Source organism: Citricoccus sp. GCM10030269 (assembly GCF_042665635.1).
In the GTDB taxonomy this organism is placed as follows: Bacteria; Actinomycetota; Actinomycetes; order Actinomycetales; family Micrococcaceae; genus Citricoccus.
Genome location: NZ_JBHTCV010000002.1, coordinates 137,537 through 163,032, shown reverse-complemented (window position 1 = coordinate 163,032; position 25,496 = coordinate 137,537). Strand labels below are relative to the sequence as shown.

The following is a 25,496-nucleotide window of genomic DNA, read 5'->3' as shown; positions in this document are numbered from 1 at the left end:
GGGAGTCATGACCACCGTTCCGAATACCCTCCACGCCGCCGAGGCCCTGAGTCAGGAAGCGCGGGCGATGCCGGCAGGGCTCCCCGTGGACTCCGACGCCGCGGTGAGTGTGCGCGGACTGCGCAAGTCCTTCGGCCGTCAAGAGGTCCTGCACGGTCTCGATTTCGATATCCCGGCCCACTCCATCTGTGGCCTGCTCGGGCGCAACGGCGCCGGCAAGACCACCGCGATGTCCATCCTCTCGGGTCAGGACCAGGCCTCGGCCGGCGTGGTCTCCGTGCTGGGGCGTGCGCCCTTCGAGGATGCCGTCACCGCGTCTCGGCTGTGTTTCGCCCGGGAGAACCAGAAGTACCCGGAGTCCTTCAAGGCCTCCCACGTGCTGAAATCTGCACCGTGGTTCTTCGAGCATTGGGACCAGGATTTCGCCGAGCGGCTGGTCCGGATGTTCCGGCTGCCGATGGACACGAAGATCCAGAAGCTCTCCCGCGGCCAGTTGTCGTCCGTGGCGATTGTGGTCGGGCTCGCCTCACGGGCTCCCGTGACCTTCTTCGACGAGCCCTATCTCGGTCTCGACGCCACCGCCCGGCACCTGTTCTACGACGTGCTGCTGCAGGATTATCTGGCGCATCCGCGCACCATCCTGATGTCCACCCACCTCATCGACGAGGCGGCGGACCTGCTGGAGAAGGTCATCGTGATCGACGACGGCCGGATCCTGATGGACGCCGACGCCGAGTCGGCCCGCAGCGCCGCGTTCTCGCTCTCGGGGCCGGCGAGCGCCGTCGAGGAGGTCACCGCCGGCAGCGCGGTGCTGCACACCCGCCGGATCGGCGGATTGTCCTCGGTCACGCTGGCCGGACAGCCCGACGACGGCCTGGTCGCCGCCGCGGGCCGGCGCCACCTGGAGATCGGACCCGTGGGTCTGCAGGACCTGGTCGCCGCGATCGGACCGCGTGCCACGGACACCCTGGACACTCCCAGCCTCAACACCGTCGTAGCCACTGAACCCACCAGAGCCACTGCAGCCACCAGCACCGAGGAGTCACGATGAGCACCGCAACCCTGTCCACGGCCGGGACCACCGCCTCCACCACGGGATCCACGGAAACCGGGAGACCGAAGCACGCCGTGCACCCGGTCCTGCGCATCGTCCGACTGCACTTCGCCGACCGCTTCCAGATGCTGGCGGTCCCTGTCATCATCCTGACCGTCGTGGCGGCGGTGTGTGTGGGGATCTTTCTGCTGCTGACCGCCTTCACCCCGGTCCCGCCTGAGGAACTGGCCGAAGGCTTCCGCTACAACCAGGCCGCCGTGTGGTCCTGGCCCGGCTTCATCGTGACCCTGGGGGTGTATGCCTATGCCCGCACCATGCCCTTCGCGATCGGCATGATGGGATCGACCCGTCAGCACTACTGGGCCGGGACCGCTCTGTGGACCCTGGTGCAGTCGGTGTACCTCGGCGCGGTCTTCGGAGCCTTCCTGCTGCTCGAACAGGTCACCGGACACTGGTTCACCGGCGCGCGGATGTTCGACGTCTACGTCTTGGGTGACGGCAACCTCGGCGACGTCCTGCTGATCGGCTCCGGGATCTCGTTCGCTGCACTCTCAGCCGGGGCCGGGCTGGCCGCCGTCTATCTCCGCTGGGGACAGTATGGCGTGATGGCGGGCATCGCCGGACTCCTCGTGCTGATCCTGGGAGTCTTGGCCGTGGTGCTGGCCACGGGCGCGGGCCTGATGACATTCCTCTCGACGGGTGTCATCCTCAAGGTGTTCGGGTTACTCGTGCTGATCGCCGTGATCGCCCACCTGGTGACGTGGCTCGTGGTGCGACGCGTGCCGGTCGGCCGCTAGGGCAGCGTCAGCCGCGCCACCAGTCATCGAGAATGGTCACGGGCGTGGCGCGCTTGTGCCGGGAACGCAGGTAGAGGCTCTCCAGCTTCTCTGCGGCCTCCTCGGGGATCACCCGGCCCTCGAGGTAGTCGTCGATGGTGTCGTAGTCCAGGCCCAGTTCGGCCTCGTCGGTCTGGCCCGGACGATCGTCGAGCAGGTCCGCCGTCGGGACCTTCTTCCACAGCCGTTCTTCGGCGCCCAGGTGCTGGAGCAGCATGCGGTTCTGTCGTTTGTTCAGGCCGAACAGCGGCAGCACGTCCGCGCCGCCGTCGCCGTACTTGGTGAAGAATCCGGTGACGGACTCGGCTCCGTGGTCGGTGCCCACCACCAGGTGCCCCGAGGCGCCGGCCAGGGCATACTGGGCGACCATGCGCAGTCGGGCCTTGACGTTGCCCTTGTTGTAGTCCGTGATCGGCTCGCCGGCGGCGGCCGTGAACTCGGACTCGAAGCCGTCCACCGCGGCGGAGATGTCGAAGGTCGTCTCCGGGTCGCCGTCGATGAACTGGAGAGCCGCCTGCGCGTCGTCCTCGTCATGCTGGACGTTGTACGGCAACCGGACCGGGATGAAAGTGGCCTCGGTGCCATCGGCGCGCAGGCCCTCGACGGCCAACTGGGCCAACCGGCCCGCCAGCGTCGAGTCGACGCCTCCGGAGATACCGAGGACAAAGCCCTTGGCGCCGGCAGCCCGCAGGTAGTCCTGCAGGAAGGTCACCCGGTTCGCCACTTCGGTGGCCGGATCGATCTCAGGCTTGACACCCATCTCGGCGATGATCGCCTTCTGCAATTCACGCATACGCCCAGACTATGCCCAGCTGCACCGTTCTGAAGGGTTCAGCGCCGTTCAGTGCCGCTCAGGCCCGTTCCCAGCCGAGGTTTCTCGCCATGGTCTGCAGCGCGGAGACCACCATTCGATACTGTTCGTCATCGATCCCCTCGGTGATCTCGGCTCGCATTTCCTCCACGACGGCGGCAACGCGCTCGCCGCTGGTGTGTCCGGTGCTCGTCAAGGTGTACAGGTTTCCCTCGACGACCAACCAACCGGATTCGACCAACTCATCCAGGTGCTCGGTGACGGTGCTCGGTCCGTCTTCGGCGGTGTTCTCGGCGGCCGGCGCCAACGTCTGGCCGAGTTCCTCGGTGGTCTGTGGGCGCGTCGTCAGTGAATTCATCAGTTGCCACTGGGTCCGGGTCAGGCCGTGTTCGGCCAGGGACTCGTTCACGCGAGTGGTGAGCAGCGTATCCACTAGGTTGATCCAGTAGCTGAGCATCTTCTCGTGGGGATGGTCCGATTCGGGTGCGTGCTGTGCTGGGTCACTCATGAGCCCACCATAGGAGGGCTCTGCCGGAGAATCTAGGATGGACAGCATGACGACTCAGACCCCGGACTCGGCACCGGATACGAACCCGGACGCGACACCGGACACGCAGGCACGGGATCGTGCCCGGTTGCTGGAATTGATCAAGGAACTGGCGGTGGTCCGGGGCCGGGTCACGCTCTCCTCCGGCCGGGAGGCCGACTACTACATCGACCTGCGCCGAGTCACCTTGCACCATGAAGCCGCCCCCCTGGTGGGCCGCGTGATGCTGGCGCTGCTGGACCGGGCGGGACTGGATTTCCGGTGTGTTGGCGGCTTGACGATGGGTGCCGATCCGGTGGCCACCGCGATACTGCACGAGGCGGGACGCCAGGGCCGGGCCATCGACGCGTTCGTCGTGAGAAAAGCGCAGAAGTCCTACGGCATGGGCCGCCAGGTCGAGGGTCCCTCGGTCGAGGGTCAGCCCGTCGTCGTCCTTGAGGACACGTCCACCACCGGTGGCTCGGCTCTGACCGCCGTCGAAGGGGTGCGCAAGGCCGGCGGGCTGGTGCAGGCAGTGGCCGTCATCGTGGACCGGTCCACGGGTGCCGCCGAGCGCATTGAGGAAGAGGCGGGCGTTGAGTACCTCTACGCGTTCGGCAAGGACGAACTCGAGCTCGACTGACTGATCTCGCGAGGGCTAGAGCCAGTCGTTCTTGCGGAACAAGAGGAACAGCGTCAACGCCACAGCCAGCATGAGGAAGAGGGCGAACGGATAGCCCCACCACCAGTGCAATTCGGGCATGTGGTCGAAGTTCATGCCGTAGATCGACCCGATGAGCTGCGGCGCGAAGATGATGGCCGCCCACGATGAGATCCGTTTGACCTGCTCGTTCTGGGTCACGGAGACCTCGGTGAGTTTCTTGGAGGCCAGCGTCGAATCCAGTTCGAGGGCATGCTCCAGCATGGTCCGCATGGACGTGACCCGCTCGTCGAGTTGAACGGTGTGGTCGTGGACGTCGCGCAGCTTGCGTCGGACCTCAACCGTGTCCGGCCCGGTTGGCTCCGCTGCGTCGTGTGACTGCTCGGAGTCGCTATCGAGTTGCCGGATGAGTGTTTCCAACATCGGCGGCAGGGAACGGACAGCTCGCTGAAACCGCACGACCTCGCGAGAGAGTTCGTAGATGCGGCGAGACACGTTTCCGTCTCCGGCGAAGATCTCGTCCTCGATCTCGGTGATGTCGTTCTCCAGTCCCTCCGCCACGGGGAAATAGTCGTCCACCACCCAGTCGAGAATCCCGTGCACCACGGCCGGAGTGCCAGCAGCCAATCGCTGCGGTCGGTCCTCCTCCAAGTGACGACGGAGCTTGCCGAGGTCGGGGACTTCCGAATGGCGCACGGTGACCACAAAGTTGGTGCCGACGAAGACATTGAGCTCGCCGAACTCCACCGACTCCGACTCGTCCACGTACCGAGCTGGGATGAGCACGAAGAACAGGTTGTCGCCATAGAGCTCGAGCTTGGCCCGCTGTCCCCCCAGGAGGGCGTCCTCCACCGCCAACTCGTGCAGGTCGAACTCCTCGGCGACCTCCTTCAGCTCCGCCTCATCCGGCCGGTACAGACCGACCCAGGCCATGCCTCCCAGGCGTTCGCTCTCTTCGACCGTCTGTTGCAACGTGGTCGGGGCAAGGATCCGTTTGCCGTCCTTATAGATGGCATTGTCGACGAAGGTCACGGCTCTATTGTGCGTCGACCGACGCCCCTTCCAATGACGAGCACGCTCGTCGGGGTGGTCACCGGGGCTGATCACCGGCGTGAGCAGAACGGCTAGCGTGGTCGCTATGAGCGATTCTGGAATCTTCAAACCCGCACGCACGGTCACGACCGCCCCGCTGGCCGCCCTCGGATTGATCGGCGGTTATCTCACCGCGCGCGAGACCGGCATCCGCAGCCTCGGCGGTATCGTGCTGGCCGCCACGGGCGCCTACGCCGGTCGGACGTGGGCGCAGAAGGGCGGTGCGGGCACCACCGTCGCCCTCTCCGCCGTGTACCTCGGGGGCTTCGGTGCTTCGCATCCGCTGGCCAAGAAGATCGGACCGTGGCCGGCAGTGCTCACGGTCGCCGGTGCCTCGGCGCTGGCCTCCTGGGCACTCGTCGACCGCAAACCGTGAACCACGACGTCGGCCCGGTGCCTAGGGGGCCCTCTGGGCCCCCAGAAGCGCTCGAGCGGCAGATCGGCGTCGGGCCCTGGGAAGGTGACTGGCCCGAGGGCGATCATTGGGACCCGGAACTGCTCCGCGAGGGCGACCGGCGCAACGTTGCCGACCGGTACCGCTACTGGTCGCTCGAGGCCATCAACGCTGACTTGGACAGCACCCGGCACCTGTTCCACGTGGCCATCGAGAATTGGCAGCACGACTTCAACATCGGCGCCGTCGTCCGCACGGCCAACGCCTTCAACGCGGCAGGGGTGCACATCGTCGGTCGTCGACGCTGGAACCGCCGCGGTGCCATGGTCACCGACCGCTACCTGCACGTGCACCACCATCCGACGGTGGAGGACTTCACGGCGTGGGCGGCGTCCGATGGCCTGGCGGTGATCGGCGTGGACATCTTCCCGGATTCCGTGCCGCTGGAGACCTATGAACTGCCCGAGCGGTGTGTGCTTGTGTTCGGACAGGAAGGCCCAGGACTCTCCGAGGAGGTGCACCAGGCGGCGGTGGCCACGCTGTCGATCGCGCAGTTCGGCTCGACGCGGTCGATCAATGCCGCCTCCGCGGCCGGCATCGCCATGCATGCCTGGATCCGCCGGCACGTCTTCGACCAACGCCCCTAACCCTCCCCGAAACGCACTTTGCGGGCAGAACGAACCGGTTCGTTCTGCCCGCAAAGTGCTTGACGGGGGCGGTGTCTGCCGCCCCGGGGATCGGGTTGCTACCTCTTACACGGAAGCCGCACCCTTCTTGAGCCGAGGAGCGCGAACGGCGGGAACGGTAGCCCCCGCCGTCCACGCCTCAGGCGTTTCAGCCGTCCTCGGCGACCCGGTCGAGGCGCTGCAGGAAGGCGGAGATCTCACCGCGGGTGATCTCGTCCGACTGGTTGAAGTCGCCCTGGGTGTCACCAACGGTGATGCCCTCCGACGCCAGCCACGTGATCGCCTCGTAGTTCGCCCCACCGGCATTGAGGTCACCGAACGGCGACGCCGCTGGCGCCTCATGAGCCGGATCGACCATGCGATACAAGAACGCCGCGAACTCCCCACGGGTCACCGCACGGGAAGGCTTGAACGTGCCATCGGCGTAGCCGGCTGTCACCTTCTCGTCGGCGGCCCAGGTGATCGGACGGTAGTACGCCCCCTCGGGTTTGACGTCACTGAACGGGCTCGTGGCCGGTGCAGCGAAGTCCGGGCTGACGTACCGGTGCAGGAACGCGGTGGTCTCCCCGCGGGTGACGTCCCGATTCTTCTTGAACGTCCCATCAGCATAACCCACCGAGATGCCATGCTCGGCCATCCACTGCACCGGGGCGTAGAACGCCGAACCCGGCCGGTTGTCCGAGAACACCGGAGCCTCGGGCTCCTCAGGATCGGTCGGGGTCGGTTCCGGATCGGTCGGCTCCGGATCGGTCGGGGTCGGCTCTGGATCGGTGGGTTCCGGATCGGTCGGGGTCGGGTCCTGGACACCGTCGGCCGTGAAGGTCCACACCTCGGACGTCGCGGCGCCACCGTGCGGGCCTGCGGCCTCGACGTACCAACCGTGGTCACCGGCATCCAGGCCGTCCCACGTCACCGTGGACGTCGACCCGGAGGCCGCACCAGCGACCGCTCCGATCTCCTGGCCGGTCAGCACATCGGCGCTGAAGGAGTCCGCGGCGAGCACCTTGGTCTGCGGTTCGATCCCGACTTCGTCGTAGTCGATCGTGAACTCCTGCATGCCGGGAGGATCGTTGAGCGCGGCGTTGTCCGAGTCGAAGTCGTCGAGGGAGGGCGAGTACGTGCGGAACACGATCTGCCCGGCCTCGTTGTCGAAGTGCGCCAGACGCATGTAGCCCTGGCCGCCCTCCGGCAACCCCTGGTAGTCGAACAGCATCTGGTAGACCGTGCGGTCGTCCACGCCATCGCCGTCGTCGTCGAACGTGTCCGTCCGCGTGAAGGCGTCATGGTAGTGGCCGCTGCTCACGGCGAACACGTTCGGGTTGGTCGCGACGACCTCATTCTGCACCCGCTGCGGGAACGGCCCGAGACCACCGGTCGTCTGCAGGTATTCGTGCAGGTTGATCCACACCTTGCGCTCCGGGTACTGCGCGATGACCTCGTTCATCCACGCGATGTCCTCGGAGTTCGCCTCCTCGTCGTTCGTCGTCGGCCAACCCATGTAGAGCATGAGGAAGTCGACGCCGCCGGCAGACACGAGGTCGTAGTGACCCCGGTTGTCCTTGTACGAACCGCCGTACCAGGGGTTGCCCGCGAAGCGGTCCTCGCCGAAGTGCTCGGAGTACGCCGAGTAGTCGTCGTCGTGTCCGCCGACGTCGTGGTTACCGGCCAGCACACCGTACGGCAGCCCGGCCTCGTCGAGCAGGTCGTAGGCCGCGTTCGCCTTGTCCCACTGGTGCTGCTCGGTGTGCACGTTGACGATGTCGCCGTCGTGGATGAGGTACTGGAGGTTGAGGTTCTCCCGCTGTTCCAGGAGGAACTCGTGGATCGCCAGCTGGTGCGGGTAGTAATCGTCGGTCTCGTTGTAGTACTGCGTGTCCGTCTCGATGCCGACCGTGAAGTCGTAGTCCTCACGCGGCGTCGCGTCCGCGTTGTAGGCGCTCACGTCATCGGTCCGCTCCGAGAGGTCTCCGGCGGCGAAGCCCTCCGAGTGCTGCACGAGCACCGTCACCTGGCCGTCGACGGCATGGTCGGCGACCGGCACCATCGCGTCGAGGGTGAACTCGGTCTCCGCACCGTCGGTGGTCACGTGGTCGTCCACGCGTTCCCACGTGCCGTCTGCGGCGAGCACGTACATGATGACCTTCGCCTCGGCGTTCGCCCGGCCGGACCAGTCGACCCGCACCCGCGCGTCGTCGCCGGCGTCGTTCGGCACGTCCACCGTGTACAGCTGGTACGGCAGCGTTGTCTCGCTGGTCGTCTCGACCTCGACACCATCGGTGCCCACGAGGGCTTCAAGGTCCGCGCCATCGAGCACGGTCCCGTCCCTCTCCTCTGCCGAGGCGCCGGCCAGTGCGTCCGTCGTCGTGCCCTCCGAGACGGTGAGTCCGTCGTCGCCGGGGGCGAGTGCGATCCCCTCGCGGAAGCTGAGATCCAGAGGGTCATTCTCTGGCGAACTCGCCTCCGCCTCGAGCGTCGCCGAGGTGCCCTCGACCTGAGCACCGTCCGCGGGGGACTGCAGATCGAGGGACGGCGCCTCGTCGGCGGATTCGAAGGTGAGCGACTTCGTGACGGCGTTGCCGACGGTGTCGCGGGCGGCGAAGGTGACGGTGTGTTCGCCCGGCTCCAACGTCAGGGAGCTGGTGGTCAGAGGCAGGGTCACCGGCTCACCGTCGAAGGTCGCGGTGAGCTCTTCGAGACCGGCGATGGCGTCGGTGGCGGTCGCGTCGACCGTGATCTCGCCGCGGTAGAGCTCGCCGTCGACCAGGTCAGTCTCAATGACGGGCGCGGTGTTGTCCACCTGCACGGTGGACTCCGCCGTATCGGAGCCGTCAGTCGCGGCGAGCGCGTGCTCACCGTCGTTGACGCTGGTCGTGTCCCAGGTGGCGACGCGGGAGTCAAAGGCGTCCTCAGGGATCTCGAAGGTCGCTTCAAACTCGACGAGGTTCGCGTCACTGAACCGGATCGCGGTGTCGGGCGTGGGACAGTCAACCGCGCTGTGTTCGGTGACGGAGCCGTCCACCTCGGCGGCGGTCGTGCAGGTGTCTGGGCGCAGGACGCGGCCGTCAGGCAAGGCGAGGCGAAGGTTCTGCGCCGAGAAGTCGTCATTGTTCTCGTTGACGTCCGGCTCCGGCCAGGCCTTCGTGCCGGCGGTCACCGTGATCGTCAGCGGCTCTCCCTCGACGATCGATTCGACGGGCACCTCGGCATCGACGGTCTCGAGGCGATCGTAGAAGCCCTCATCAAAGATCGTGAGTTCCTCGCCGTCGAGCTTGATGCCGTTGCGGAAAAAGGCGTCCGTGCTCGTCGCCTCGAGGGCGAAGACGGGAGAGGTCTCCAGGGAGGCGCTCGTCTCCGCGAAGGACTCGCCGTCGACGCTGAGGTCGAGGGCGGCGGGGTCGCCCTCGGTCGTGCCGGTCACGCGCGTCTCACCGGTGACGATCTGACCATCGGCCGGCTGCAGACGGACCGGATCAGGTTCGCCATCGACGAGGTCGACGCGCACCGGCCCGAGGGTCGTGTGCTGCGTACCGTCGGAGGCGACGACCGAGTAGTCGATCCACTGCTTGCCGTAGGTGTCCACGGCGGGGATCGAATAGGTGTAGCGGTCCGTGCCCTTACCCGTGGACTCGTCGGTTCCGAAGGTGAGGTTCCGGGTCTCGGTCGCACCCAGATTGTCCGTCAGCTCCAGGGTGACGGTACGGACCAGGGTGTCATCGGTGACGCGGAAGTCCAGGGTGAGGTCGTCTTCGCTGAGGACGGTGTGATCGTCGATGACAGGGGCGTCGCCCGCTGCGACGCCGGAGACGGGAGCGTCCGGCGACTGCGCTTCAGAGATGGAACCCGGGGTGGGGGAGTCGAGCCCGAGCATCGTCTGAACGGTGCCGTCGGCCGGGTCCGGGACCCAGGCGGCGTCGCCCGCGCCGGGGTTCCAGGCATAGTTGATCGACGTCGTCGGTGTCGTCTGGTCGTTCGTGAAGTAGTAGGCGCGCGAGACGTCGTGACCCGTGTTCGTGACAATCTGCAGGCCGCGGGAGCCGCCGTTGGCCATGCCACCGACGAACATCTTGGCGATGTCTTCGCCCTCGACGAGGTCCGTGCCGTAGTTCGCGTTGAAGTCGTCGACCTCCAGACCGGCTTCCTCGCCCGCAGGGTTCACGACCCAGAGGACCAGGGACTCGCCGGCGGGGATGGTGATGTCCCCCGGGACGGCCGGCCACAGGGTGGCGTTGTTGGTGACGGGCCCGTCGAGCGCGTTGTCCGTATAGAGGTACTGCAGCGTGTAGTCGGAGAAGTCGACGGCCGAGTCGGAGGCATTGTACACCTCGACGAACTCGTAGCCGTCCGCGCCTCCGACGTTGGCGGTGTCCGCGGAGACCTCGGTGACCTGGAGGACGGGGGCGGTGGACGTCTGGGAGGGCTCACCGGTCGAGGCGGTGGCTGGGGACCCAATCCCCAGTCCACCGGCCACGACGGCGGCAATGGCCGTGGACGATAGGAGTGTGCGCAACGGTGCGCGTGTAGGAGTAATCACGATCGTCGAGCCAACGCAGGTGAAACGACGTGCCCACCACGACTATTTGAACTGGGCGTGAACCCTCGGTGACGTCCAAAAGCACGGCCGCTGTAAGGTGCCAGGGCGTGAGGTGAGCACGTCCCACCGGCACTTTGCGGGCAGAACGAACCGGTTCGTTCTGCCCGCAAAGTGCCGCGGGTGGGGTGACTAGGATGGTCAGTGGACAGGGTTACCCGATACTGATCGATGCCAAGGAGCCGCAATGCCCATCGCTTCCCCGGACACGTACGCCGAGATGATCGATGCCGCCAAGAACGGCGGCTACGCCTACCCGGCCATCAACGTGACGAGCTCGCAGACGCTGAACGCCGCGATCCGGGGCTTTGCCGAAGCGGGTTCGGACGGCATCATCCAGGTCTCGACGGGCGGTGCGGCCTACTTCTCCGGCTCGTCCGTGAAGGACATGGTCGCCGGTTCGCTGGCCATGGTCGCGTTCGCTCGGGAGGTGGCCAAGAACTACGACGTCAACATCGCCCTGCACACCGACCACTGCCCGAAGGACAAGTTGGACGGCTTCGTCTTGCCGCTGCTGGAGGCTTCCGCAGCCGAGGTCAAGGCCGGCCGGGACCCCTTCTTCAACTCCCACATGTGGGACGGCTCGGCGGAGACCCTCGAGGAGAACCTGAGGATCGCCGAAGACCTGCTGGCCCGCACCCACGCCAACCACCAGATCCTCGAGGTGGAGATCGGCGTGGTCGGCGGTGAAGAAGACGGGGTGGCCAACGAGATCAATGACAAGCTCTACACCTCTGTGGCGGACGGGCTGGCCACCGTCGACGCCCTGGGAACCGGTGAGAACGGCCGGTACATCACCGCGCTGACCTTCGGCAATGTCCACGGTGTCTACAAGCCCGGCGGAGTGACGCTGCGCCCGGAAATCCTGGATGAGATCCAGCGTGAGGTCGGCGCCAAGGTCGGCAAGGACCGGCCCTTCGACCTCGTCTTCCACGGGGGGTCGGGGTCCACCGCCCAGGAGATCTCCGACGCCGTGAGGTACGGCGTGATCAAGATGAACGTGGACACGGACACCCAGTACGCCTTCACCCGCCCCGTGGTCGGTCACATGTTCGCCCACTACGACGGGGTGCTGAAGATCGACGGCGAGGTCGGCAACAAAAAGCTCTACGATCCGCGGACGTGGGGCGCCAAGGCCGAGGAATCCATGGCCGCCCGGGTGGTCCAGGCCTGCCAGGAACTCGGTTCGGCCGGCACCTCCATCAAGTAATCGGTCCGTCGTCGCCGGGCCGGCTCAACGGAAGGAACCTCCCATGCCGTGGTTCGCGTGGATCGCCATCATCGCCATCCTGGTCTGGGGCGGCCTCAACATCCTGAGCATGATCACCGGCAGGCCCCTTCCCGGGTCGGATAAAGACGGTGACCCGAAGAGACTCGAAGACCTCCAGAAGCGCATCGAGGCCCTCGAAACGGGTCAAGTGCGTCCGGAGGTCGAACGGCGCATCGACCGTCTCGAGGCCCGTGTGGAGAAGCGCGAACTGCGGGACAGTGAGCACGATGCCTGGGAGCGCCAGGCCAAGGACCTCGGCCTCGACGACGAGTGACCGGAACACCATCACGAACAAGGAGCACCATGACCTCTGATCCCTCGATCGTCGGCAAGAACCTGATGGAACCGGCCCCGACCCGACTGCCCGAGGAGCCTGAACTTCTGGCTCGGATCGAGGCCGGTGACGTGCCCGAGGACCTTGCCGTCCGATTCCCGAAGTCCTCGTTGGCATGGGCCCTATTGGCCGAGGACGCCTGGAGCGAGGGACGCACCATCGAGGCCTATGCCTTCGCCCGGGTCGGCTACCACCGGGGTCTGGACGCTCTGCGCGGAGCGGGGTGGCGCGGCGCGGGTCCGGTGCCGTGGAGCCATGAGCCCAACCGCGGTTTTCTCCGCGCCCTGTTCCTCCTCGGCCAGGCTTCCGCCGCGATCGGCGAGGGTGACGAGGTCGAACGCATCGACGCCCTGCTGAAAGACGCCGATCCCACTGCGGCAGAGCTGCTGTCCACGAACCGGACCACGGAGGGCTGACCGGTGACCACGACGTCTGCGGGTAGCCCAGCCGGCGCAACCCCCTCCTCAGTCGGGACCGTCCTCGTCGGCACCTTCAATGAGCCGGGCAGCGCAGAGCCGTTGTTGCCGGCTTCCGGCGGACTGATCGCCACGACCGGCTGGCCGGAGGATCCAGAGGTCCTGGCCGGCACGGGTCCGGACGCCGCGTCCTGGCTCGTGCGTGGCCGCCCGGGCACGCCCTCCGCGGGATGGCTCTACGCCGCGTTGCACCTGGAAGAGGGGGCCGTGGCCGTGTTGTCTCCGGCCGAGGATCATCAGCGGTCACCCCAGCACGACGTCGGCTGGGTCGCCTCCCAGCGGATCGCCGCCGGTGGCTCCTTCACCTGCCATGCGGACCTCAATCCGGCTGGCGACTGGCTGGCCGCCGCCTCCTACGGCTCCGGAACCCTGACCATCGCTTCGGTGCTCGAGGACGGCCTGCTCGGCGATCCGGTGGCGGTCCAGGCGCCGTCCGGCTCGGGGCCGGTGCCGTCCCGCCAGGAGGCACCGCACCTGCACTTCGTCCTGTTCCTCGACGACGACCGACTCCTGGTCACGGACCTCGGTGCCGACCGCATGCTGGAGTATTCGATCGCTGCCCTTCGCGCCGCCGCGGCGGACAAGAGGGGAGATTCCGGTGCAGTCGACGCTGACGGTGCTCTTGCCGCCGCCGTCCACGTCGAACCGGTTGCCGTGCACCCCCTTCCGGCTGGGACCGGACCACGTCACCTCGCCGTCCTCCCGCCGCTGCCGGACGCCGGGATCGACGCCCAGCACCTCGCCGTCGTGGGCGAACTGGACTCGCGGCTGCACATCCTGGATCTCGGAGAGGAGCTCCAGGAAGTCGCCATCGTGCCGACCCACGCTCCCGACGCCGACCCGGAGACGACGCAGGACAACCAACCGTCCCATCTGGTGTTGTCCGCGGATCACCACCTGATCTATGTCGCCAATCGCGGACGCAACACCATCGGGGTCATCCGGCGGGCCGGTCCTCCCGAACTCATCGCCGAGGTCCCGTGCGGTGGCAACTGGCCACGGCACATCGCACTGGCTGAGTTCGGTGAGAACGGAACGCTGTTGGTTGCGCTGGAGCGCGGGGACGCCGTCGTCGGGCTGCCGCTGGACCGGGACGGCATCCCGGGCCGGCCGGCCGGGCGCGTGACCTTACGCCGGCCCGGATTCCTGCTGCCGAGCGCCTGATCTCCGGTCGGCTGTGGTCAGGAGTTCGCAGGGCCTCCGCTAGAGGAAGCACTCCCCGTTCAGGTAGGCCTTGCGCCAGCGCCGGATCACCACGTCACGGAACAGGTTGCCCCGGGAGAACGGGTCGCGCGCGATGAACGCCTCGGCCTCCTCGCGGGTCTCCAGGTCCACGAGGTAGATCCCGCCCTCGGCATGGGTGCCGTCGTCCGCGAGCTTGGCGCCACAGGCCAACAGCAGCTGGGCATGCTCGGCCAGGAACTCGAGATGCTCGGCGTACCGCTCCTGACGCACGTGAGCGCGCTCAGGAGCGTCATAGGTTTCGATCATGTACGGCATGGTGCGTCCTCTCCAGTGATGTCCGGCATCTCAGATGATGTAGACGACTCAGACGGTCAGGAAGCCCCAGAGGAGCACGGACAGGGTGAAGATGATGCCCAGGAACACCAGGATGAGCACCATGTAGCCCATGACGTCCCGCAACTTCAGGCCGGAGATGGCCAGCACGGGCAGGATCCAGAACGGCTGGACCATGTTGGTCCACTGGTCGCCGATCTGCACGGCGACCGCCGTGGCCGCCGGATTGGCGCCCAGGGACTGCGCGGCCTCCATCATGACCGGGCCCTGGACTGCCCACTGCCCGCCGCCGGACGGGGCGAGCAGGTTGATGACTCCGCCGGAGATGAAGGACCAGAACGGCAGCGTCTCAGCGGTCGAGAAGCTGCCGAACCAGTCGGCGAAGGAGACCATCAGACCCGAGCCCACCAGGATGCCCATGATGCCGGCGTAGAACGGGTACTGGACGATGATGCCGGCGACGATCTTGACGCCGTCGTTCACGGCCGCGAGGAAGGCGGACGGGCGGGCGAACAGGATGATGCCGATGAACAGGAACATGAAGTTCACGGCGTCCAGGTTCAGGGTCCCGCCCTGGAAGAAGTAGTTGACGGCGTAGACCAGGGCGATCAGGCCGATGGCGATACCGATCACGGGGCTGTTGTTCAGCTTCGCGGCCAGGCTGGTGCGCTGGTCGAGAGCCGTCACCGGGGCGTCCACCGGGGCCGTGTCTGGCTTCATCTCCTTGATCCTGGCTGGATCCTTGGGGTGCAGCGCCATGTTGAACAGAGGCAACAGCACGATGACGGCCAGGTTGGTCAGCAGCAGGTACGGGGAGAAGACCGTCTCGGCCAGGGGAATGATGCCGATCTGGTCCTGGAGGAAGTGACCCTCCGTGGCGATCAGCAGAGGCACGGAGCCGGACAGGCCGATGCCGTAGACGGCGAAGCCCGAGTAGCCGGCGGCGATCGCCAGGGGATAGTGCAGACCCTTGACGTTCATGGCCAGCTTTTGGGCGACGATCCCGCCCATCACCAGCCCGAAGCCCCAGTTGAGCCAGCTGCCGATGCCGCCGACCAGGGTGGCGACCACGATCGCCATGTGCGGCGAGGTGATGCGGGCGGTCAGCATGTCCAGCAACCGGTCGACCAGCGGGGTCTTGGCGACGATGTAGCCGGCCAGCAGCACCACCGTCATCTGCATGGTGAACTCCAGCAGGTCCCAGAGGCCGCCACCCCAATACTGGACGGTCTCCAGGGGTGAGGAGCCCTGGAACAGGATCGCCAGGATCATGGTCAGTCCGGTCAGCATGATGGCGATGACCAGCGGATCCGGTAGGTACTTGTCCATCAGGTTCGTGAAGAACCCGGCGATCCGGTCGAGGATATTGCCCTTTTTGGCCGGTTGGGGCCGTGAGGTTGTTGCGGTCATGGTCCCTCTTTCGGGTTGGTGGTGGAGACGGTGTTGTTGATCTGTAGCAGTTCGATGAGGCGGCGGTCCCGCCAGGCCACGCGTTCCTCCCACTGGTCCAGGGGAAGGACTGCTCGGCGTTGGCGTTCGACCTCCTGCACGAGCTCTGGAGTCCAGGGATCGTGCTGGCCCCGTTCGGCCCCCATGCGCTCGTAGGCCGGGCCCATCTTCTCGGCGTGCGAGGCGATGCCGCCACGGGTGTTCAGGTCGGCGGTCTCGAAGGGTCCCATGAAGGACCAGCGGCGGCCGAGTCCGTCACGGACGACCGTGTCGATGTCCTCCACCGTGGCCACGCCGTCGCGCACGAGCGCGTAAGCCTCACGCAGCACGGCCCCTTGGAGTCGGTTGAACAGGAAACCCTCCACTTCCCGGGCCACGGTCACCGGGGACATCCCCGCCCCGGCATACAACCGATGGGCTTTCCCGACGACATCCGGCCGGGTGTGGGTGGACGGCACCAGTTCGATCACGGGCAGGAGAAACGGGGGATTGCCCGGGTGGGCGACGAGAACGCGGTCCGCCGCCGCCAACCCCTCAGCCGACTGGGAGGCGGGAATGGCCGAGGAGGAACTGGCCAGGACGGTGTCCGGACCGGTGACCGAGGCCAGCTGGGCGACGACGGCGCGCTTGAGGTCGAGCCGTTCGGGAACGCATTCCTGGACCAGGGCGGCTCCGGCGACCGCGGTGGCGACGTCGGCCTCGACGGAGACGCGTGCCGCAATCGTCGCGGGTGCCTCCTCCAGCAGTCCCGCCTCGTCCAGTGGGGCGAGTTTGGCCCTCAGCTCGGCCGGGATGGCCTCGCGCCGGCCGGCGTCGGGATCCGTCAGGGTGACGGGGTGGCCGGACCGGGCGAAGACCAGGGCGAAGGCCACGCCGATGGATCCACCGCCGACGATGGCGATGGGTTCGGTGTCCTGGGCAGTATGTGCAGTCTTGTCAGACATCGGCGCGTCCTACGGTCAGGCCGCCGCAGACGTACAGGGTCTGCCCGGTGACGAAGCCGCTGCGACTGTCCAGCAGGTAGGAGGCCGCGTGGGCCACATCCTCGGCTGTGCCCATGCGCTGCACGGGCACCGACTCGACGATCGCCCGAGTCTTGGGCGACTCCGCCGGGTTGGCGGCTGTGAACAGATCCGTGGCGATGGGCCCCGGGCCGATCGCGTTGGCGGTGATGCCGTGACGGCCCTCTTCCAGGGCGACCACGCGAGTGAGGCCGATCAGGCCGGCCTTCGTGGCCGCATAGGCCGCTCGGAGTTCCTTGCCCAGTGCGGCGCGGGAGGACATCGAGACGATCCGGCCGAAGCCGGCCTCCCGCATGCCGGGCAGCAGGGCGCGGATGCACTGCAGTGCGCTGCGCAGATTCAGGGCAACGGCCGCATCGAACTGAGCCAGATCCTGGTCGGCGACGGAGTTCGGGAACACGGCGCCGACGTTGTTCACCAGGCGGGTGATGGGGCCGTCGGCCAGCGCTCGCCGGAGGGCCGCGGCGGTGGAGATCGGATCAGAGAGATCGCAGTGAAGGGCGTCGTCGCCTTCGCGGTCCAGAATGACGGGCTGATAGCCGTCCCGGCGGCAGCGGTCCACGATGGCGGCTCCGATGCCGTGGGATCCGCCGGTCACCAGGACCCGTTCAGCGGTGGGGGACTCGTACACAGAACTCCTCAGACAGTGGCGATGGGATTGAGCGGTGAGCCGGAGGCGCCCGGCAGATTCAGCGGGGGCGCCGTCAGCAGGAAAGCGGTGCGCTCGGCCGTGCGGAGGTGCCCGGCCAGCTCGGTGAGATACCAGAGCTCGCCCAGGTGGATGCCCAGCTTGAACAGGCAGTGCTCGTGCAAGGGCAGGATGGACGCCGGCGCCTCGGCCGGGGCGGCGGGGTAAAGCTCCACGGCGTAGTTGTCCGCGGCGATGGCGGCGATGCCGGAGTCGGTGATCCAGTTCAGCAGGTCCTGATCGCGGCCATCTAGCACGGCGCCGTAGTGGTGCAGCACCTCGGGATCCGGGTCACCGCCCATCTCCAACACGCGTTGGGCGTAGCCGGTGTGGAGGGTGACGATGTCGCCGGGACGCACGTCGATGCCGTCCGCGTCGATGATGCCGCGCAGTTGGTCGAATCCGACGACCTGCCCAGACGTGCCCAGGTGGTGGGCGACGTCGATCATCACCGCCCGGCCCTGCACCGGATGCGAGGCCATGGTGCCGATGCCCACCGGGCCGAGGTCCGACGTCGTGCCTCCGCCAGGACCGGGGATTCCGCAGTCCTCTGCGTCTGTGGGGCCCAGAACCTCGACGCCGGCCCGGTAGCCGTTGTAGTAGACCGGCTCGGGTTGGCCGTCGCCGTCGGCGTCGAACATCGAGCCGACGTGCACGAGCGCGTCCCACTGGGTGGAGTACTGATGGTGCAGGACCACGAGGTCGTCGTTCATCACGTCCGAGGAACCGGGGGAGAGGGCTTCCATCCGGCAATTCACGTTGGGAGCGCCCTGACGGAGATTGGGCCGGCGAATGGGCGGAAGGCGGTTCGGGTTCAGAGAGTTTCCGCCGGGAAGCGTCAGCGGCAGTCCCAGCGTGAAGGCGCGGCCCTCGCGGACCTCGGCCAGTCCTTCGGTGACCTTGTCCGGCGTGAGCAGATTCATCCGCCCGAGAGCATCGTCCGGTCCGAAGTCGCCCCAGGTGGAGGGCTCCGGGCGGTGGCGCCACCGGGCCGGCTGTGACTCATCCATGGGACTACCTCTCGATCAGATGTGCAGGTGGGGTGCTGGACGGCGGAACGAACGTGAACGGCGGCACGGCAGCGCGTGACGCGACCCACATCTGACCATGGTCCCTATGACTCTCACTTCTGTCCAAGATGGATCCGGGATAGTTTCATGCGAGGAGCTAATGAAACGTGGGCGATATCGGCGGGGAGAGCCGAGGGAGTGAGGCGGTGGAATGGACCTCAAGATGGTTCAGGCCTTCGTGATGTTGGCCGACGAACTGCACTTCACTCGAGCGGCCGAGCGACTCGGAGTGGCTCAGCCGCTGGTCAGCCAATGGATCCGCAAGCTGGAGAGCGAGCTCGGTCAACCACTCGTGGAGCGCACCACTCGGGCCGTGAAGCTGACCGCGGCCGGTGAGGCGTCACTGCCTCACGCTCGTCGAGCCGTGGAATCGATGCGGCTGGTGGCCCGGGCGGCGCAGCAAGACGGCACCCCGGTCCTCGGCTCGGTGACGCTGGGGTACGCCGGAGCGTCGTCGAGGCCGTGGTTGCCCGGCATTGCCCGCGCGGTGCGTCGTGAGGCTCCCGGGGTCGATCTGCAGCTCCGGTCCATGGTCTATGCCGGCTCCGCTCCGTCACTGGTGGCCGCCGGGGATCTGGACATCGCGTTCGGCCGCCGTCCGCTGACCTACTCGGGATTGAGGGATCGGGTCTTCGAGTATGAACGCGTTCTGGTCGGGGTGCCGTCCGACCATCGTCTGGCCGCGCAGGACGAGATCAAGATCAGGGACCTCGAGCACGCCCCGTGGGTGATGTTCCCGGGGCAACAGGGCTCGACGGTGCGGGACATGGGCCTGCGACTGGCCGCTCAAGCCGGCTTCACGCCGCGGATCGTGCAGGAGGCACCGGACTCGTACACCATCCTGGGGTTGGTGGCGGCCGGTGTGGGCATCACACTGACGATCTCCTCCGTCTCCCATGTGGAGACGCCGGGTCTCAAACTGGTGCCGGTGGCCGGGCCTGCTCGGTACCTGACGGCCACGCTGCTGCACCGCCGGAAGCCGACCCGAGCCACCGAGGCCGTCCTGGGCGTGCTGGCCGGCCTCCATCCGGAACCCGTCGCCCCGGCAGGTATCATCCTGGACTGACCCACTTTCCCACTTTGCGGGCAGAACGAACCGGTGTTTTCTGCCCGCAAAACGAACGGGGGGGTGACCCTTTGAACTCCTCGAACTCTCGACGCTCGACCGCAGACCACCGCATGGAGGCGACGCAATGCTGTTTCTGGCACGGATGGACGTGACCTTCCCCGACTCCATGTCGGATGAGGCCAAGGCCGAGCTGATGGCCCGCGAGAAGGAGTATTCGGGCAACCTGCAGGCTGAGGGACGGATGCGGGACATCTGGCGAGTGGTCGGCGAGTACGCCAATTACTCCGTCTACGACGTCGCCGACAACGATGAGCTGCACACCATCCTCAGCGGCTTTCCCATGTATCCGTACATGAGCATCTCGGTGACGCCGCTGGCGAAGCACCCGAACGCGATCAAGTAGCGCGGCTGGATCGCCTCGGCCATGGCCAAGCTCTACTTCCGCTACGGGGCGATGAACTCCGGCAAGTCCACCGGTCTGCTCCAGGCGGCGTTCAACTATGAGGAACGCGGCCAGCGCGTGCTGCTCGCCAAGCCGCAGGTCGATTCCAAGGGTGAGGGCCAGATCGTTTCGCGGCTCGGGGTGACCCGCGCCGTGGACTTCCTCATTCCCCCGGGAGCCGACCTGATGGAACTCTTCCGCCAGCAGGCCCTCGGTGATGACCCCACGGCGCTGATCCAGCACGTCGAGGCGGAGGTGAAGCCGGTCGCCTGCCTGCTGGTCGACGAGGCCCAGTTCCTCGAGCCCCGGCAGGTGGACGACCTCTTGAGGATCGCCGTCGTGGAGAACGTGCCGGTGATGGCCTATGGGATTCGCACCGATTTCCGGACGGCGTCCTTCCCCGGTTCGGCCCGGCTGATGGAGCTGGCGCACTCGCTCGAGGAGCTCAAGACCATCTGCCGGTGTGGGCGCAAGGCCATCTTCAACACCCGCAAGGTGGTGGACACCCCGGCGGAGCCCGACGTCGGCTCAGGCGCCAGTACTGAGGCCAGCTCCGGTGTGGCCGCGCCCCGTCGCGAGCGGTTCATCTTCGAGGGCGACCAAGTGGCGATCGACGGCGTGGAGGTCACGTATGAATCCCTGTGCGCGGTCTGCTACCTCCAGGAGTCTGGCGGACGGCTGGGTTAGCCGCTGGCGCTGTCAGCCGGGCTGGTAAAATGCCGTTGTAAGGCCCTCGTGTGATGCACCGCACGGCAGTGAACCGTTGGAACGGTCACCGGGGGCGTTTTCCATGTCAAGGGTCGCCCCGGTCCCCCAGGGGGCCTGCTCAGGAGAGATGCACTCATGCCAGCAATCGCGATCGTCGGCGCCCAGTGGGGCGACGAGGGCAAGGGCAAGGCCACCGATCTGCTGGGCGGCCGCGTGGACTACGTCGTCAAGCCCAACGGCGGCAACAACGCCGGGCACACGGTCGTCGTCGGCGGGGAGAAGTTCGAACTCAAGCTGCTGCCCGCTGGCATCCTGTCTCCGAACGCCATCCCGGTGATCGGCAACGGCGTGGTGGTCAACCTCGAGGCGCTCTTCGAGGAGATCGACGGTCTGGAGTCGCGGGGTCAACGCTGCGACCACTTGAAGATCTCGGCCAACGCGCACTTGGTGGCTCCGTATCACCAGACCATGGACAAGGTTTCCGAGCGCTTTCTCGGCAAGCGCGCCATCGGCACCACCGGTCGTGGCATCGGCCCCACGTATATGGACAAGGTCGGCCGTCTGGGGATCCGGGTCCAGGACATCTTCGACGAATCGATCCTGCGGCAGAAGATCGAGGGCGCTCTGCGGCAGAAGAACGAGCTGCTGGTCAAGCTCTACAACCGTCGCGCGATCACGGTGGACGAGATCGCCGAGTACCTCCTGTCCTACGCCGAGCGCCTGCGCCCGATGGTCGTGGACACCACCATCCTGCTCAACGACGCCCTCGACGAGGACAAGGTCGTGCTCATGGAGGGCGGCCAGGCCACGTACCTGGACGTGGACCACGGCACCTACCCCTTCGTGACCTCATCCAACCCGACGGCCGGCGGAGCCTCCGTCGGCGCCGGCATCGGCCCCACTCGCTTCACCCGCACCATCGGGATCATCAAGGCCTACACCACGCGCGTGGGCGCCGGGCCGTTCCCCACCGAATTGTTCGACGACGACGGCATGGGCGCCAGGCTGCGCACCGTGGGCGGGGAGTTCGGCGTGAACACCGGACGCGCGCGCCGCACCGGCTGGTACGACGCGGTCATGGCCCGCTATGCCACGCGGATCAACGGGTTCACCGATTACTTCCTGACCAAGCTCGACGTGCTCACCGGAATCGAACAGATCCCGGTGTGCGTGGCCTACAACGTCGACGGTGTGCGGCATGACGAGATGCCCATGACCCAGACGGACTTCCACCATGCCGAGCCCGTCTTCGAGCACTTTGAGGGCTGGACTGAGGACATCTCCGGCGCCCGAACCCTGGATGACCTGCCCGCCAACGCCCGCGACTACGTCCTGGCCCTGGAGAAGATGTCCGGCACGCAGATCTCCGCTGTCGGCGTGGGCCCCGGCCGCGACCAGGTGGTCCAGGTCCGCGACCTCATCGAGGGCTAGCTTCGATCTATCGGCATTGTCTGTGTCGCACATGACATCAGCTCTGCTGAGCACAGTCTCACGCTCTGGGCCTGACCTTGTTTCGCCTCAGGGCATGTCCGTTGCGTCGTTTCCACACGCGCGGGTTGAGCTCAGATTCGCACAGCGCCCTCATGGCTACGGCGGTTCACGCGGCAGGTCTTTACGTCGGGGCGCTCAGAAGGCATCGTAAGGGCTACCCCAAACGTTGACGACGCGCGTGCAGAACGACGTCGGCGAAGTCGAATCGAAAGGCAGGATCATCCATGTCCGGAAACCTCGTTGCCCGTTCCATTCACGACCTGACTGCAGCTGCTTGGTTCGGTGGTTCGTTGATGGGCGCGGTTGGACTCAACGGTGCTACCGCCCAGGCCCAAGACCCCGCCGAACGAACTCGTCTATCTAGCCTCGGCTGGAAGCGATGGGCTCCGGTGCAGACGGGTGCCTTCGCAGCCCATCTGACCACCTGGGGCCCTATCCTGTGGAAGAACAAGGGGCGCTATTCCCAGCAAGACGGGGTCATGCGTTGGACGTGGATTAAGGCTGGTGTCACGGTCGCCGGCGCTGCGGTGACCCTATACGCGGGCGTTCTGGGGAAGAAGGTCGATGAGTTGTCCGAGGAGGGGGCCAAGGGAGCCACGGAGCCCAGGACCGCTGCCTCGCCCGAACTGGCCCAGGCCCAGAAACAGCTGCGTCAATTGCAGTGGACTATCCCGGTGCTTGCTGGAACGGTTGTCGTCCTTGGCGCTAAGCACGGGGAGATGCAGCGGCCCAAGAACGTCAAGGCCGGCGTGCTCAAGTCCTGAATCATGTTGTCAGTGATCTCCCAGGAAACACTCTGCGTCCTACCAAGCAAATTTTCTATTCTGGGAGCACCTCATCAAGGTGCGAGTGATGACAGAGGGCCCTGGGCCCGGCAGATGCGTTCCCCTCACGCAGCCGGATCACCCGGGGCCCTGCCATGTCCGGAGACGCTGGACTGCCACGCCCGGAAGCGCTGCAGGCCTTGTCCGGAGGCCCGTTCAGATCATCAGCAATTGCACAGGCGCTATCCGGCTGATCTCCATGTCAGGCTCTTATGCTGAAAGTGCCTCATCAAGGTGCGAGTGATGAAGGTGCGAGTGATGACAGAGACCCCGGGTCCGGCCAGCGATTCCCCTCCGCAGCCGGTAGCCCGGGGTCTCGCCTTGTCATCGGCACTACTCGTCAGGCTCGCGTGAGCAAGCCCTCCTCGTGGACCATCGCACGGGACAGCGTCCGGTAGCCGTGATCCTCGAAGAGCACGGTCAGCCGATCCTCCTCGACGCTCATCACGATTCCCGAGCCCATTTCGCGGTGGACCACCTCGGACTGCAGCGGGAACTCCGGATCATCATGGGTCCGGTCCACGGCTGTGCCGGCGTCACAGCAATCGCAATTGCCGCAGGGATTCTCCAACTCCTCACCGAAGTAGCCCAGCAGGTACTGGCGGCGGCAGTCGTCGGTCTCCGCATAGCCCCGCATCATCTCGATCCGGGTGCGATCTATTCGTTCGTGCGTCTCAGCAGTCTGTTCGGCCTGCTCGACGGCGGCTTCCACCTCGAGGTCCTCGGTCAGGGTCAGACCCTGACGAGTGGAACGCACGATGCCGGCCGCCTGCAGCAGATTCGTCGCGGCGGTCACTCGGCGTCCGCTGGCCTCCACGGTGCGCTTGAGCTGAGTCAGCCGAACCGGCCCGTCGGCCTCCCGGAGTTGACGGACCACCGGGGCGATCACCTCCGGGTCCGCGCTGTGCGAGGTGAAGAAGCGTCTCAGCCCCAAGTCCTCGCTCCGGTAGTGCAACACGGCGTCGGCCGGCTCGCCGTCGCGTCCGGCCCGTCCGGCCTCCTGGTAATAGGTGTCCAGGGAGTCGGGGATGTCGGCATGGACCACGAAGCGGACATCCGCCTTGTCGATGCCCATGCCGAAGGCGCTGGTCGCCACGACCACGTCGAGTTCACCGTGGAGGAAGAGGGCGAGCGTCTCGTCGCGCTCGGAGGCCTTCTGGCCGGCGTGGTAGGCCCGGGCCGTCAAGCCGCGCTCCTCCAGGTCCCGTGCGTAGTCCTCGGTGGCCCGGCGGGTAGCGGTGTACAGCAATCCCGGCCGCGGCATCCCGGCCACCTGCTCCACGATCGCCCGGTCCTTCTCACCGTCCTCCGCATGGCGCTGGACGCTCCAGTGCAGATTGGGCCGGTCGTAACTGAGGGCGACGACGTGGGGATCCGTCAGGTGCAACCCACTGATGATCTCGTCCCGCACCGGTGCCGATGCGGTCGCGGTCAGGGCGATGACCGGCGGCGACCCCATCCGCTGACGAGCCGCGCCCAGACGGAGATAATCCGGGCGGAAATCGTGACCCCATGCCGAGACGCAATGGGCCTCATCCACCACCAGGAATGACGGTTCCGCTGCCTTCAACCGAGCCAGAACGTCGTCCTTGGCCAGTTGTTCGGGCGTCATGAAGACGAAGGTGACCTTTCCGGAGTCCACCGCCTCCCACGCCCGTTCCTGTTGGCGGGCCGTGCCGGAGGAGTTGATGGCCACCGCCCGGGTCGGGGCGCGATCGGTCAGCTCGTTGAGGCCGTCCCGTTGATCGGCCTGGAGGGCGATCAACGGGGAGACCACCACGCACGGGCCCTCGGTGAGCAGACCGGCGAGCTGGTAGATCGCTGACTTGCCGTATCCGGTGGGCATCACCGCCAGCACGTCGCGGCTGGACACCGCCGCCTCGATGGCCTCGTCCTGATGCGGGCGCAACTCCTCCCAGCCAAAAACCTCGTGCGCTAACTGGTGTGCGTCACGCGAGTCAACGGTCATCGGAGGATCCTCATCTCCCGTGCGTCGGGTTCCCTGGTGAGGGCTAGTGGTCCAGCTGTTGGCGCCGGGAGGAGATGACGCCCGTGTTGAAGCCGGCCAGGTTGAGGCCACCGTGGAAACGAGCGTGCTCGATCTTCACGCACCGGTCCATGACGGCGTTCATGCCATAGGACTCGGCCAACTGCGCCGCCTCTTCATTCCAGATGCCCAACTGCAGCCAGACAGTCTTCGCTCCGACGTCGTGGGCTTCCTCGACGATCGCCGGAGTGTCTGCGGCTTTGCGGAAGATCTCGACGATGTCCGGCACCACGGGCAGATCGCTCAGGGAGGCATACACCGGGTGGCCCAGGATCTCCGTCCCCTTCTCGGCCAGAATCGGGTTGACGAAATACAGCTCGAACGTCGTGGAACTGTTCAAGTACGTCGCCACGAAGTAAGACGCCCGCGCCGGCTTGTCGGAGGCGCCGACGATGGCGATGGTCTTGGCCTCTCGCAGCAGTCCCATCCGCTCGGGGGCG

The 25,496-nt window shown here is 66.6% G+C and carries 25 protein-coding genes; 14 read left to right on the top strand and 11 right to left on the bottom strand.

All coding sequences use genetic code 11. The features are described from left to right. The first annotated feature begins 7 nt into the window (after positions 1-7). Entirely contained in the window at positions 8-1,051 is a 1,044-nt protein-coding gene (locus ACFQQD_RS03800) for an ATP-binding cassette domain-containing protein (RefSeq protein WP_378086396.1), read from the top strand. After that, positions 1,048-1,851 carry a hypothetical protein gene (locus ACFQQD_RS03795; RefSeq protein ID WP_378086394.1) on the top strand — a complete coding sequence of 268 codons (804 nt, stop codon included), beginning with the start codon at positions 1,048-1,050 and terminating at the stop codon, positions 1,849-1,851. The genes ACFQQD_RS03800 and ACFQQD_RS03795 overlap by 4 nt, the downstream gene beginning before the upstream one ends. 7 nt (positions 1,852-1,858) lie before the next feature. On the opposite strand, the gene nadE is transcribed toward ACFQQD_RS03795, so the two are convergent. Further along, positions 1,859-2,683: an ammonia-dependent NAD(+) synthetase gene (gene nadE / locus ACFQQD_RS03790; RefSeq protein WP_378086392.1), complete on the bottom strand. Its 825-nt coding sequence runs from the start codon at positions 2,681-2,683 to the stop codon at positions 1,859-1,861. Positions 2,684-2,741: 58 nt separating this feature from the next. Continuing rightward, a complete protein-coding gene (locus tag ACFQQD_RS03785; protein ID WP_378086390.1) occupies positions 2,742-3,209 on the bottom strand; it encodes a MarR family winged helix-turn-helix transcriptional regulator in 468 nt (155 codons plus the stop codon). A gap of 37 nt (positions 3,210-3,246) precedes the next feature. Between ACFQQD_RS03785 and pyrE the strand changes: the two genes are divergently transcribed. Continuing rightward, the gene (gene pyrE / locus ACFQQD_RS03780; protein ID WP_378086388.1) at positions 3,247-3,870 is read left to right on the top strand and encodes an orotate phosphoribosyltransferase; all 624 of its coding nucleotides are present in this window, start codon (positions 3,247-3,249) and stop codon (positions 3,868-3,870) included. 15 nt (positions 3,871-3,885) lie between these two features. Here pyrE and ACFQQD_RS03775 read toward each other — a convergent pair whose 3' ends face one another. Beyond that, positions 3,886-4,920 carry a magnesium and cobalt transport protein CorA gene (locus ACFQQD_RS03775; protein ID WP_378086386.1) on the bottom strand — a complete coding sequence of 345 codons (1,035 nt, stop codon included), beginning with the start codon at positions 4,918-4,920 and terminating at the stop codon, positions 3,886-3,888. Positions 4,921-5,026: 106 nt separating this feature from the next. On the opposite strand from ACFQQD_RS03775, the gene ACFQQD_RS03770 reads away from it, so the two are divergent. Together ACFQQD_RS03770 and ACFQQD_RS03765 are read left to right on the top strand one after the other, a co-directional pair. Continuing rightward, a complete protein-coding gene (locus ACFQQD_RS03770; RefSeq protein WP_378086384.1) occupies positions 5,027-5,356 on the top strand; it encodes a hypothetical protein in 330 nt (109 codons plus the stop codon). A gap of 17 nt (positions 5,357-5,373) precedes the next feature. Next, on the top strand, positions 5,374-6,021 hold the full coding sequence (locus tag ACFQQD_RS03765) for a TrmH family RNA methyltransferase (protein WP_378087491.1): 648 nt from the start codon (positions 5,374-5,376) through the stop codon (positions 6,019-6,021). 187 nt (positions 6,022-6,208) lie between these two features. Here ACFQQD_RS03765 and ACFQQD_RS03760 read toward each other — a convergent pair whose 3' ends face one another. Next, positions 6,209-10,567 (bottom strand): S-layer homology domain-containing protein, encoded by a 4,359-nt coding sequence (locus ACFQQD_RS03760; RefSeq protein WP_378086382.1) that lies wholly within the window; start codon positions 10,565-10,567, stop codon positions 6,209-6,211. 268 nt (positions 10,568-10,835) lie between these two features. Between ACFQQD_RS03760 and fbaA the strand changes: the two genes are divergently transcribed. Genes fbaA through ACFQQD_RS03740 form a run of 4 tightly spaced genes read left to right on the top strand, consistent with a single transcriptional unit; the run spans position 10,836 to position 13,892 of the window. Continuing rightward, on the top strand, positions 10,836-11,858 hold the full coding sequence (gene fbaA / locus ACFQQD_RS03755; RefSeq protein WP_378086380.1) for a class II fructose-bisphosphate aldolase: 1,023 nt from the start codon (positions 10,836-10,838) through the stop codon (positions 11,856-11,858). A gap of 43 nt (positions 11,859-11,901) precedes the next feature. After that, positions 11,902-12,192, top strand: coding sequence for a hypothetical protein (locus tag ACFQQD_RS03750; RefSeq protein WP_378086378.1), 291 nt, complete (start codon positions 11,902-11,904; stop codon positions 12,190-12,192). A gap of 29 nt (positions 12,193-12,221) precedes the next feature. Beyond that, the gene (locus ACFQQD_RS03745; RefSeq protein ID WP_378086376.1) at positions 12,222-12,668 is read left to right on the top strand and encodes a DUF3151 domain-containing protein; all 447 of its coding nucleotides are present in this window, start codon (positions 12,222-12,224) and stop codon (positions 12,666-12,668) included. 3 nt (positions 12,669-12,671) lie between these two features. Next, positions 12,672-13,892, top strand: coding sequence for a lactonase family protein (locus ACFQQD_RS03740; RefSeq protein ID WP_378086374.1), 1,221 nt, complete (start codon positions 12,672-12,674; stop codon positions 13,890-13,892). 39 nt (positions 13,893-13,931) lie between these two features. Here the strand turns inward: ACFQQD_RS03740 and ACFQQD_RS03735 are convergent, their stop codons facing one another. From ACFQQD_RS03735 to ACFQQD_RS03715, 5 genes are read right to left on the bottom strand one after another with little or no spacing between them, the layout of a single operon-like run. Next, positions 13,932-14,228, bottom strand: coding sequence for a YciI family protein (locus tag ACFQQD_RS03735; RefSeq protein ID WP_378086372.1), 297 nt, complete (start codon positions 14,226-14,228; stop codon positions 13,932-13,934). Between the two features lie 48 nt (positions 14,229-14,276). Continuing rightward, positions 14,277-15,656 carry a short-chain fatty acid transporter gene (locus ACFQQD_RS03730; protein WP_378086370.1) on the bottom strand — a complete coding sequence of 460 codons (1,380 nt, stop codon included), beginning with the start codon at positions 15,654-15,656 and terminating at the stop codon, positions 14,277-14,279. Further along, a complete protein-coding gene (locus tag ACFQQD_RS03725) occupies positions 15,653-16,639 on the bottom strand; it encodes a 3-hydroxyacyl-CoA dehydrogenase (RefSeq protein WP_378086368.1) in 987 nt (328 codons plus the stop codon). Before ACFQQD_RS03725 ends, ACFQQD_RS03730 begins: the two co-directional genes overlap by 4 nt. Continuing rightward, positions 16,632-17,348, bottom strand: a complete 717-nt coding sequence (locus ACFQQD_RS03720; protein ID WP_378086367.1) for an SDR family NAD(P)-dependent oxidoreductase — start codon at positions 17,346-17,348, stop codon at positions 16,632-16,634. Before ACFQQD_RS03720 ends, ACFQQD_RS03725 begins: the two co-directional genes overlap by 8 nt. Before the next feature lie 8 nt (positions 17,349-17,356). Next, entirely contained in the window at positions 17,357-18,415 is a 1,059-nt protein-coding gene (locus ACFQQD_RS03715; protein ID WP_378086365.1) for a cyclase family protein, read from the bottom strand. A 211-nt stretch (positions 18,416-18,626) separates the two neighbouring features. On the opposite strand from ACFQQD_RS03715, the gene ACFQQD_RS03710 reads away from it, so the two are divergent. From ACFQQD_RS03710 to ACFQQD_RS03690, 5 genes are all read left to right on the top strand, one after another. Further along, positions 18,627-19,541, top strand: coding sequence for a LysR family transcriptional regulator (locus ACFQQD_RS03710; protein ID WP_378086363.1), 915 nt, complete (start codon positions 18,627-18,629; stop codon positions 19,539-19,541). Positions 19,542-19,668: 127 nt separating this feature from the next. Next, positions 19,669-19,947: a muconolactone Delta-isomerase gene (gene catC, locus ACFQQD_RS03705; RefSeq protein ID WP_378086361.1), complete on the top strand. Its 279-nt coding sequence runs from the start codon at positions 19,669-19,671 to the stop codon at positions 19,945-19,947. Positions 19,948-19,968: 21 nt separating this feature from the next. Then, entirely contained in the window at positions 19,969-20,673 is a 705-nt protein-coding gene (locus tag ACFQQD_RS03700; RefSeq protein ID WP_378086359.1) for a thymidine kinase, read from the top strand. 156 nt (positions 20,674-20,829) lie between these two features. Further along, entirely contained in the window at positions 20,830-22,125 is a 1,296-nt protein-coding gene (locus ACFQQD_RS03695; RefSeq protein ID WP_378086357.1) for an adenylosuccinate synthase, read from the top strand. Positions 22,126-22,409: 284 nt separating this feature from the next. Next, positions 22,410-22,949, top strand: a complete 540-nt coding sequence (locus ACFQQD_RS03690; protein WP_378086355.1) for a hypothetical protein — start codon at positions 22,410-22,412, stop codon at positions 22,947-22,949. Between the two features lie 400 nt (positions 22,950-23,349). Here the strand turns inward: ACFQQD_RS03690 and ACFQQD_RS03685 are convergent, their stop codons facing one another. Together ACFQQD_RS03685 and ACFQQD_RS03680 are read right to left on the bottom strand one after the other, a co-directional pair. Continuing rightward, positions 23,350-24,978, bottom strand: coding sequence for a RecQ family ATP-dependent DNA helicase (locus ACFQQD_RS03685; protein ID WP_378086353.1), 1,629 nt, complete (start codon positions 24,976-24,978; stop codon positions 23,350-23,352). 43 nt (positions 24,979-25,021) lie between these two features. Further along, the gene (locus tag ACFQQD_RS03680; protein WP_378087489.1) at positions 25,022-25,483 is read right to left on the bottom strand and encodes a CoA-binding protein; all 462 of its coding nucleotides are present in this window, start codon (positions 25,481-25,483) and stop codon (positions 25,022-25,024) included. Between the last annotated feature and the right edge of the window lie 13 nt (positions 25,484-25,496).

Excerpts from the sequence above, each read along its gene's own strand:
- ACFQQD_RS03800 (WP_378086396.1), top strand. The coding sequence starts at position 8 with ATGACCACCGTTCCGAATACCCTCCACGCCGCCGAGGCCCTGAGTCAG.
- ACFQQD_RS03795 (WP_378086394.1), top strand. The coding sequence starts at position 1,048 with ATGAGCACCGCAACCCTGTCCACGGCCGGGACCACCGCCTCCACCACG.
- nadE (WP_378086392.1), bottom strand. The coding sequence starts at position 2,683 with ATGCGTGAATTGCAGAAGGCGATCATCGCCGAGATGGGTGTCAAGCCT.
- ACFQQD_RS03785 (WP_378086390.1), bottom strand. The coding sequence starts at position 3,209 with ATGAGTGACCCAGCACAGCACGCACCCGAATCGGACCATCCCCACGAG.
- pyrE (WP_378086388.1), top strand. The coding sequence starts at position 3,247 with ATGGACAGCATGACGACTCAGACCCCGGACTCGGCACCGGATACGAAC.
- ACFQQD_RS03770 (WP_378086384.1), top strand. The coding sequence starts at position 5,027 with ATGAGCGATTCTGGAATCTTCAAACCCGCACGCACGGTCACGACCGCC.
- fbaA (WP_378086380.1), top strand. The coding sequence starts at position 10,836 with ATGCCCATCGCTTCCCCGGACACGTACGCCGAGATGATCGATGCCGCC.
- ACFQQD_RS03750 (WP_378086378.1), top strand. The coding sequence starts at position 11,902 with ATGCCGTGGTTCGCGTGGATCGCCATCATCGCCATCCTGGTCTGGGGC.
- ACFQQD_RS03745 (WP_378086376.1), top strand. The coding sequence starts at position 12,222 with ATGACCTCTGATCCCTCGATCGTCGGCAAGAACCTGATGGAACCGGCC.
- ACFQQD_RS03735 (WP_378086372.1), bottom strand. The coding sequence starts at position 14,228 with ATGCCGTACATGATCGAAACCTATGACGCTCCTGAGCGCGCTCACGTG.
- ACFQQD_RS03730 (WP_378086370.1), bottom strand. The coding sequence starts at position 15,656 with ATGACCGCAACAACCTCACGGCCCCAACCGGCCAAAAAGGGCAATATC.
- ACFQQD_RS03725 (WP_378086368.1), bottom strand. The coding sequence starts at position 16,639 with ATGTCTGACAAGACTGCACATACTGCCCAGGACACCGAACCCATCGCC.
- ACFQQD_RS03715 (WP_378086365.1), bottom strand. The coding sequence starts at position 18,415 with ATGGATGAGTCACAGCCGGCCCGGTGGCGCCACCGCCCGGAGCCCTCC.
- ACFQQD_RS03710 (WP_378086363.1), top strand. The coding sequence starts at position 18,627 with ATGGACCTCAAGATGGTTCAGGCCTTCGTGATGTTGGCCGACGAACTG.
- catC (WP_378086361.1), top strand. The coding sequence starts at position 19,669 with ATGCTGTTTCTGGCACGGATGGACGTGACCTTCCCCGACTCCATGTCG.
- ACFQQD_RS03700 (WP_378086359.1), top strand. The coding sequence starts at position 19,969 with ATGGCCAAGCTCTACTTCCGCTACGGGGCGATGAACTCCGGCAAGTCC.
- ACFQQD_RS03695 (WP_378086357.1), top strand. The coding sequence starts at position 20,830 with ATGCCAGCAATCGCGATCGTCGGCGCCCAGTGGGGCGACGAGGGCAAG.
- ACFQQD_RS03690 (WP_378086355.1), top strand. The coding sequence starts at position 22,410 with ATGTCCGGAAACCTCGTTGCCCGTTCCATTCACGACCTGACTGCAGCT.
- ACFQQD_RS03685 (WP_378086353.1), bottom strand. The coding sequence starts at position 24,978 with ATGACCGTTGACTCGCGTGACGCACACCAGTTAGCGCACGAGGTTTTT.
- ACFQQD_RS03680 (WP_378087489.1), bottom strand. The coding sequence starts at position 25,483 with ATGGGACTGCTGCGAGAGGCCAAGACCATCGCCATCGTCGGCGCCTCC.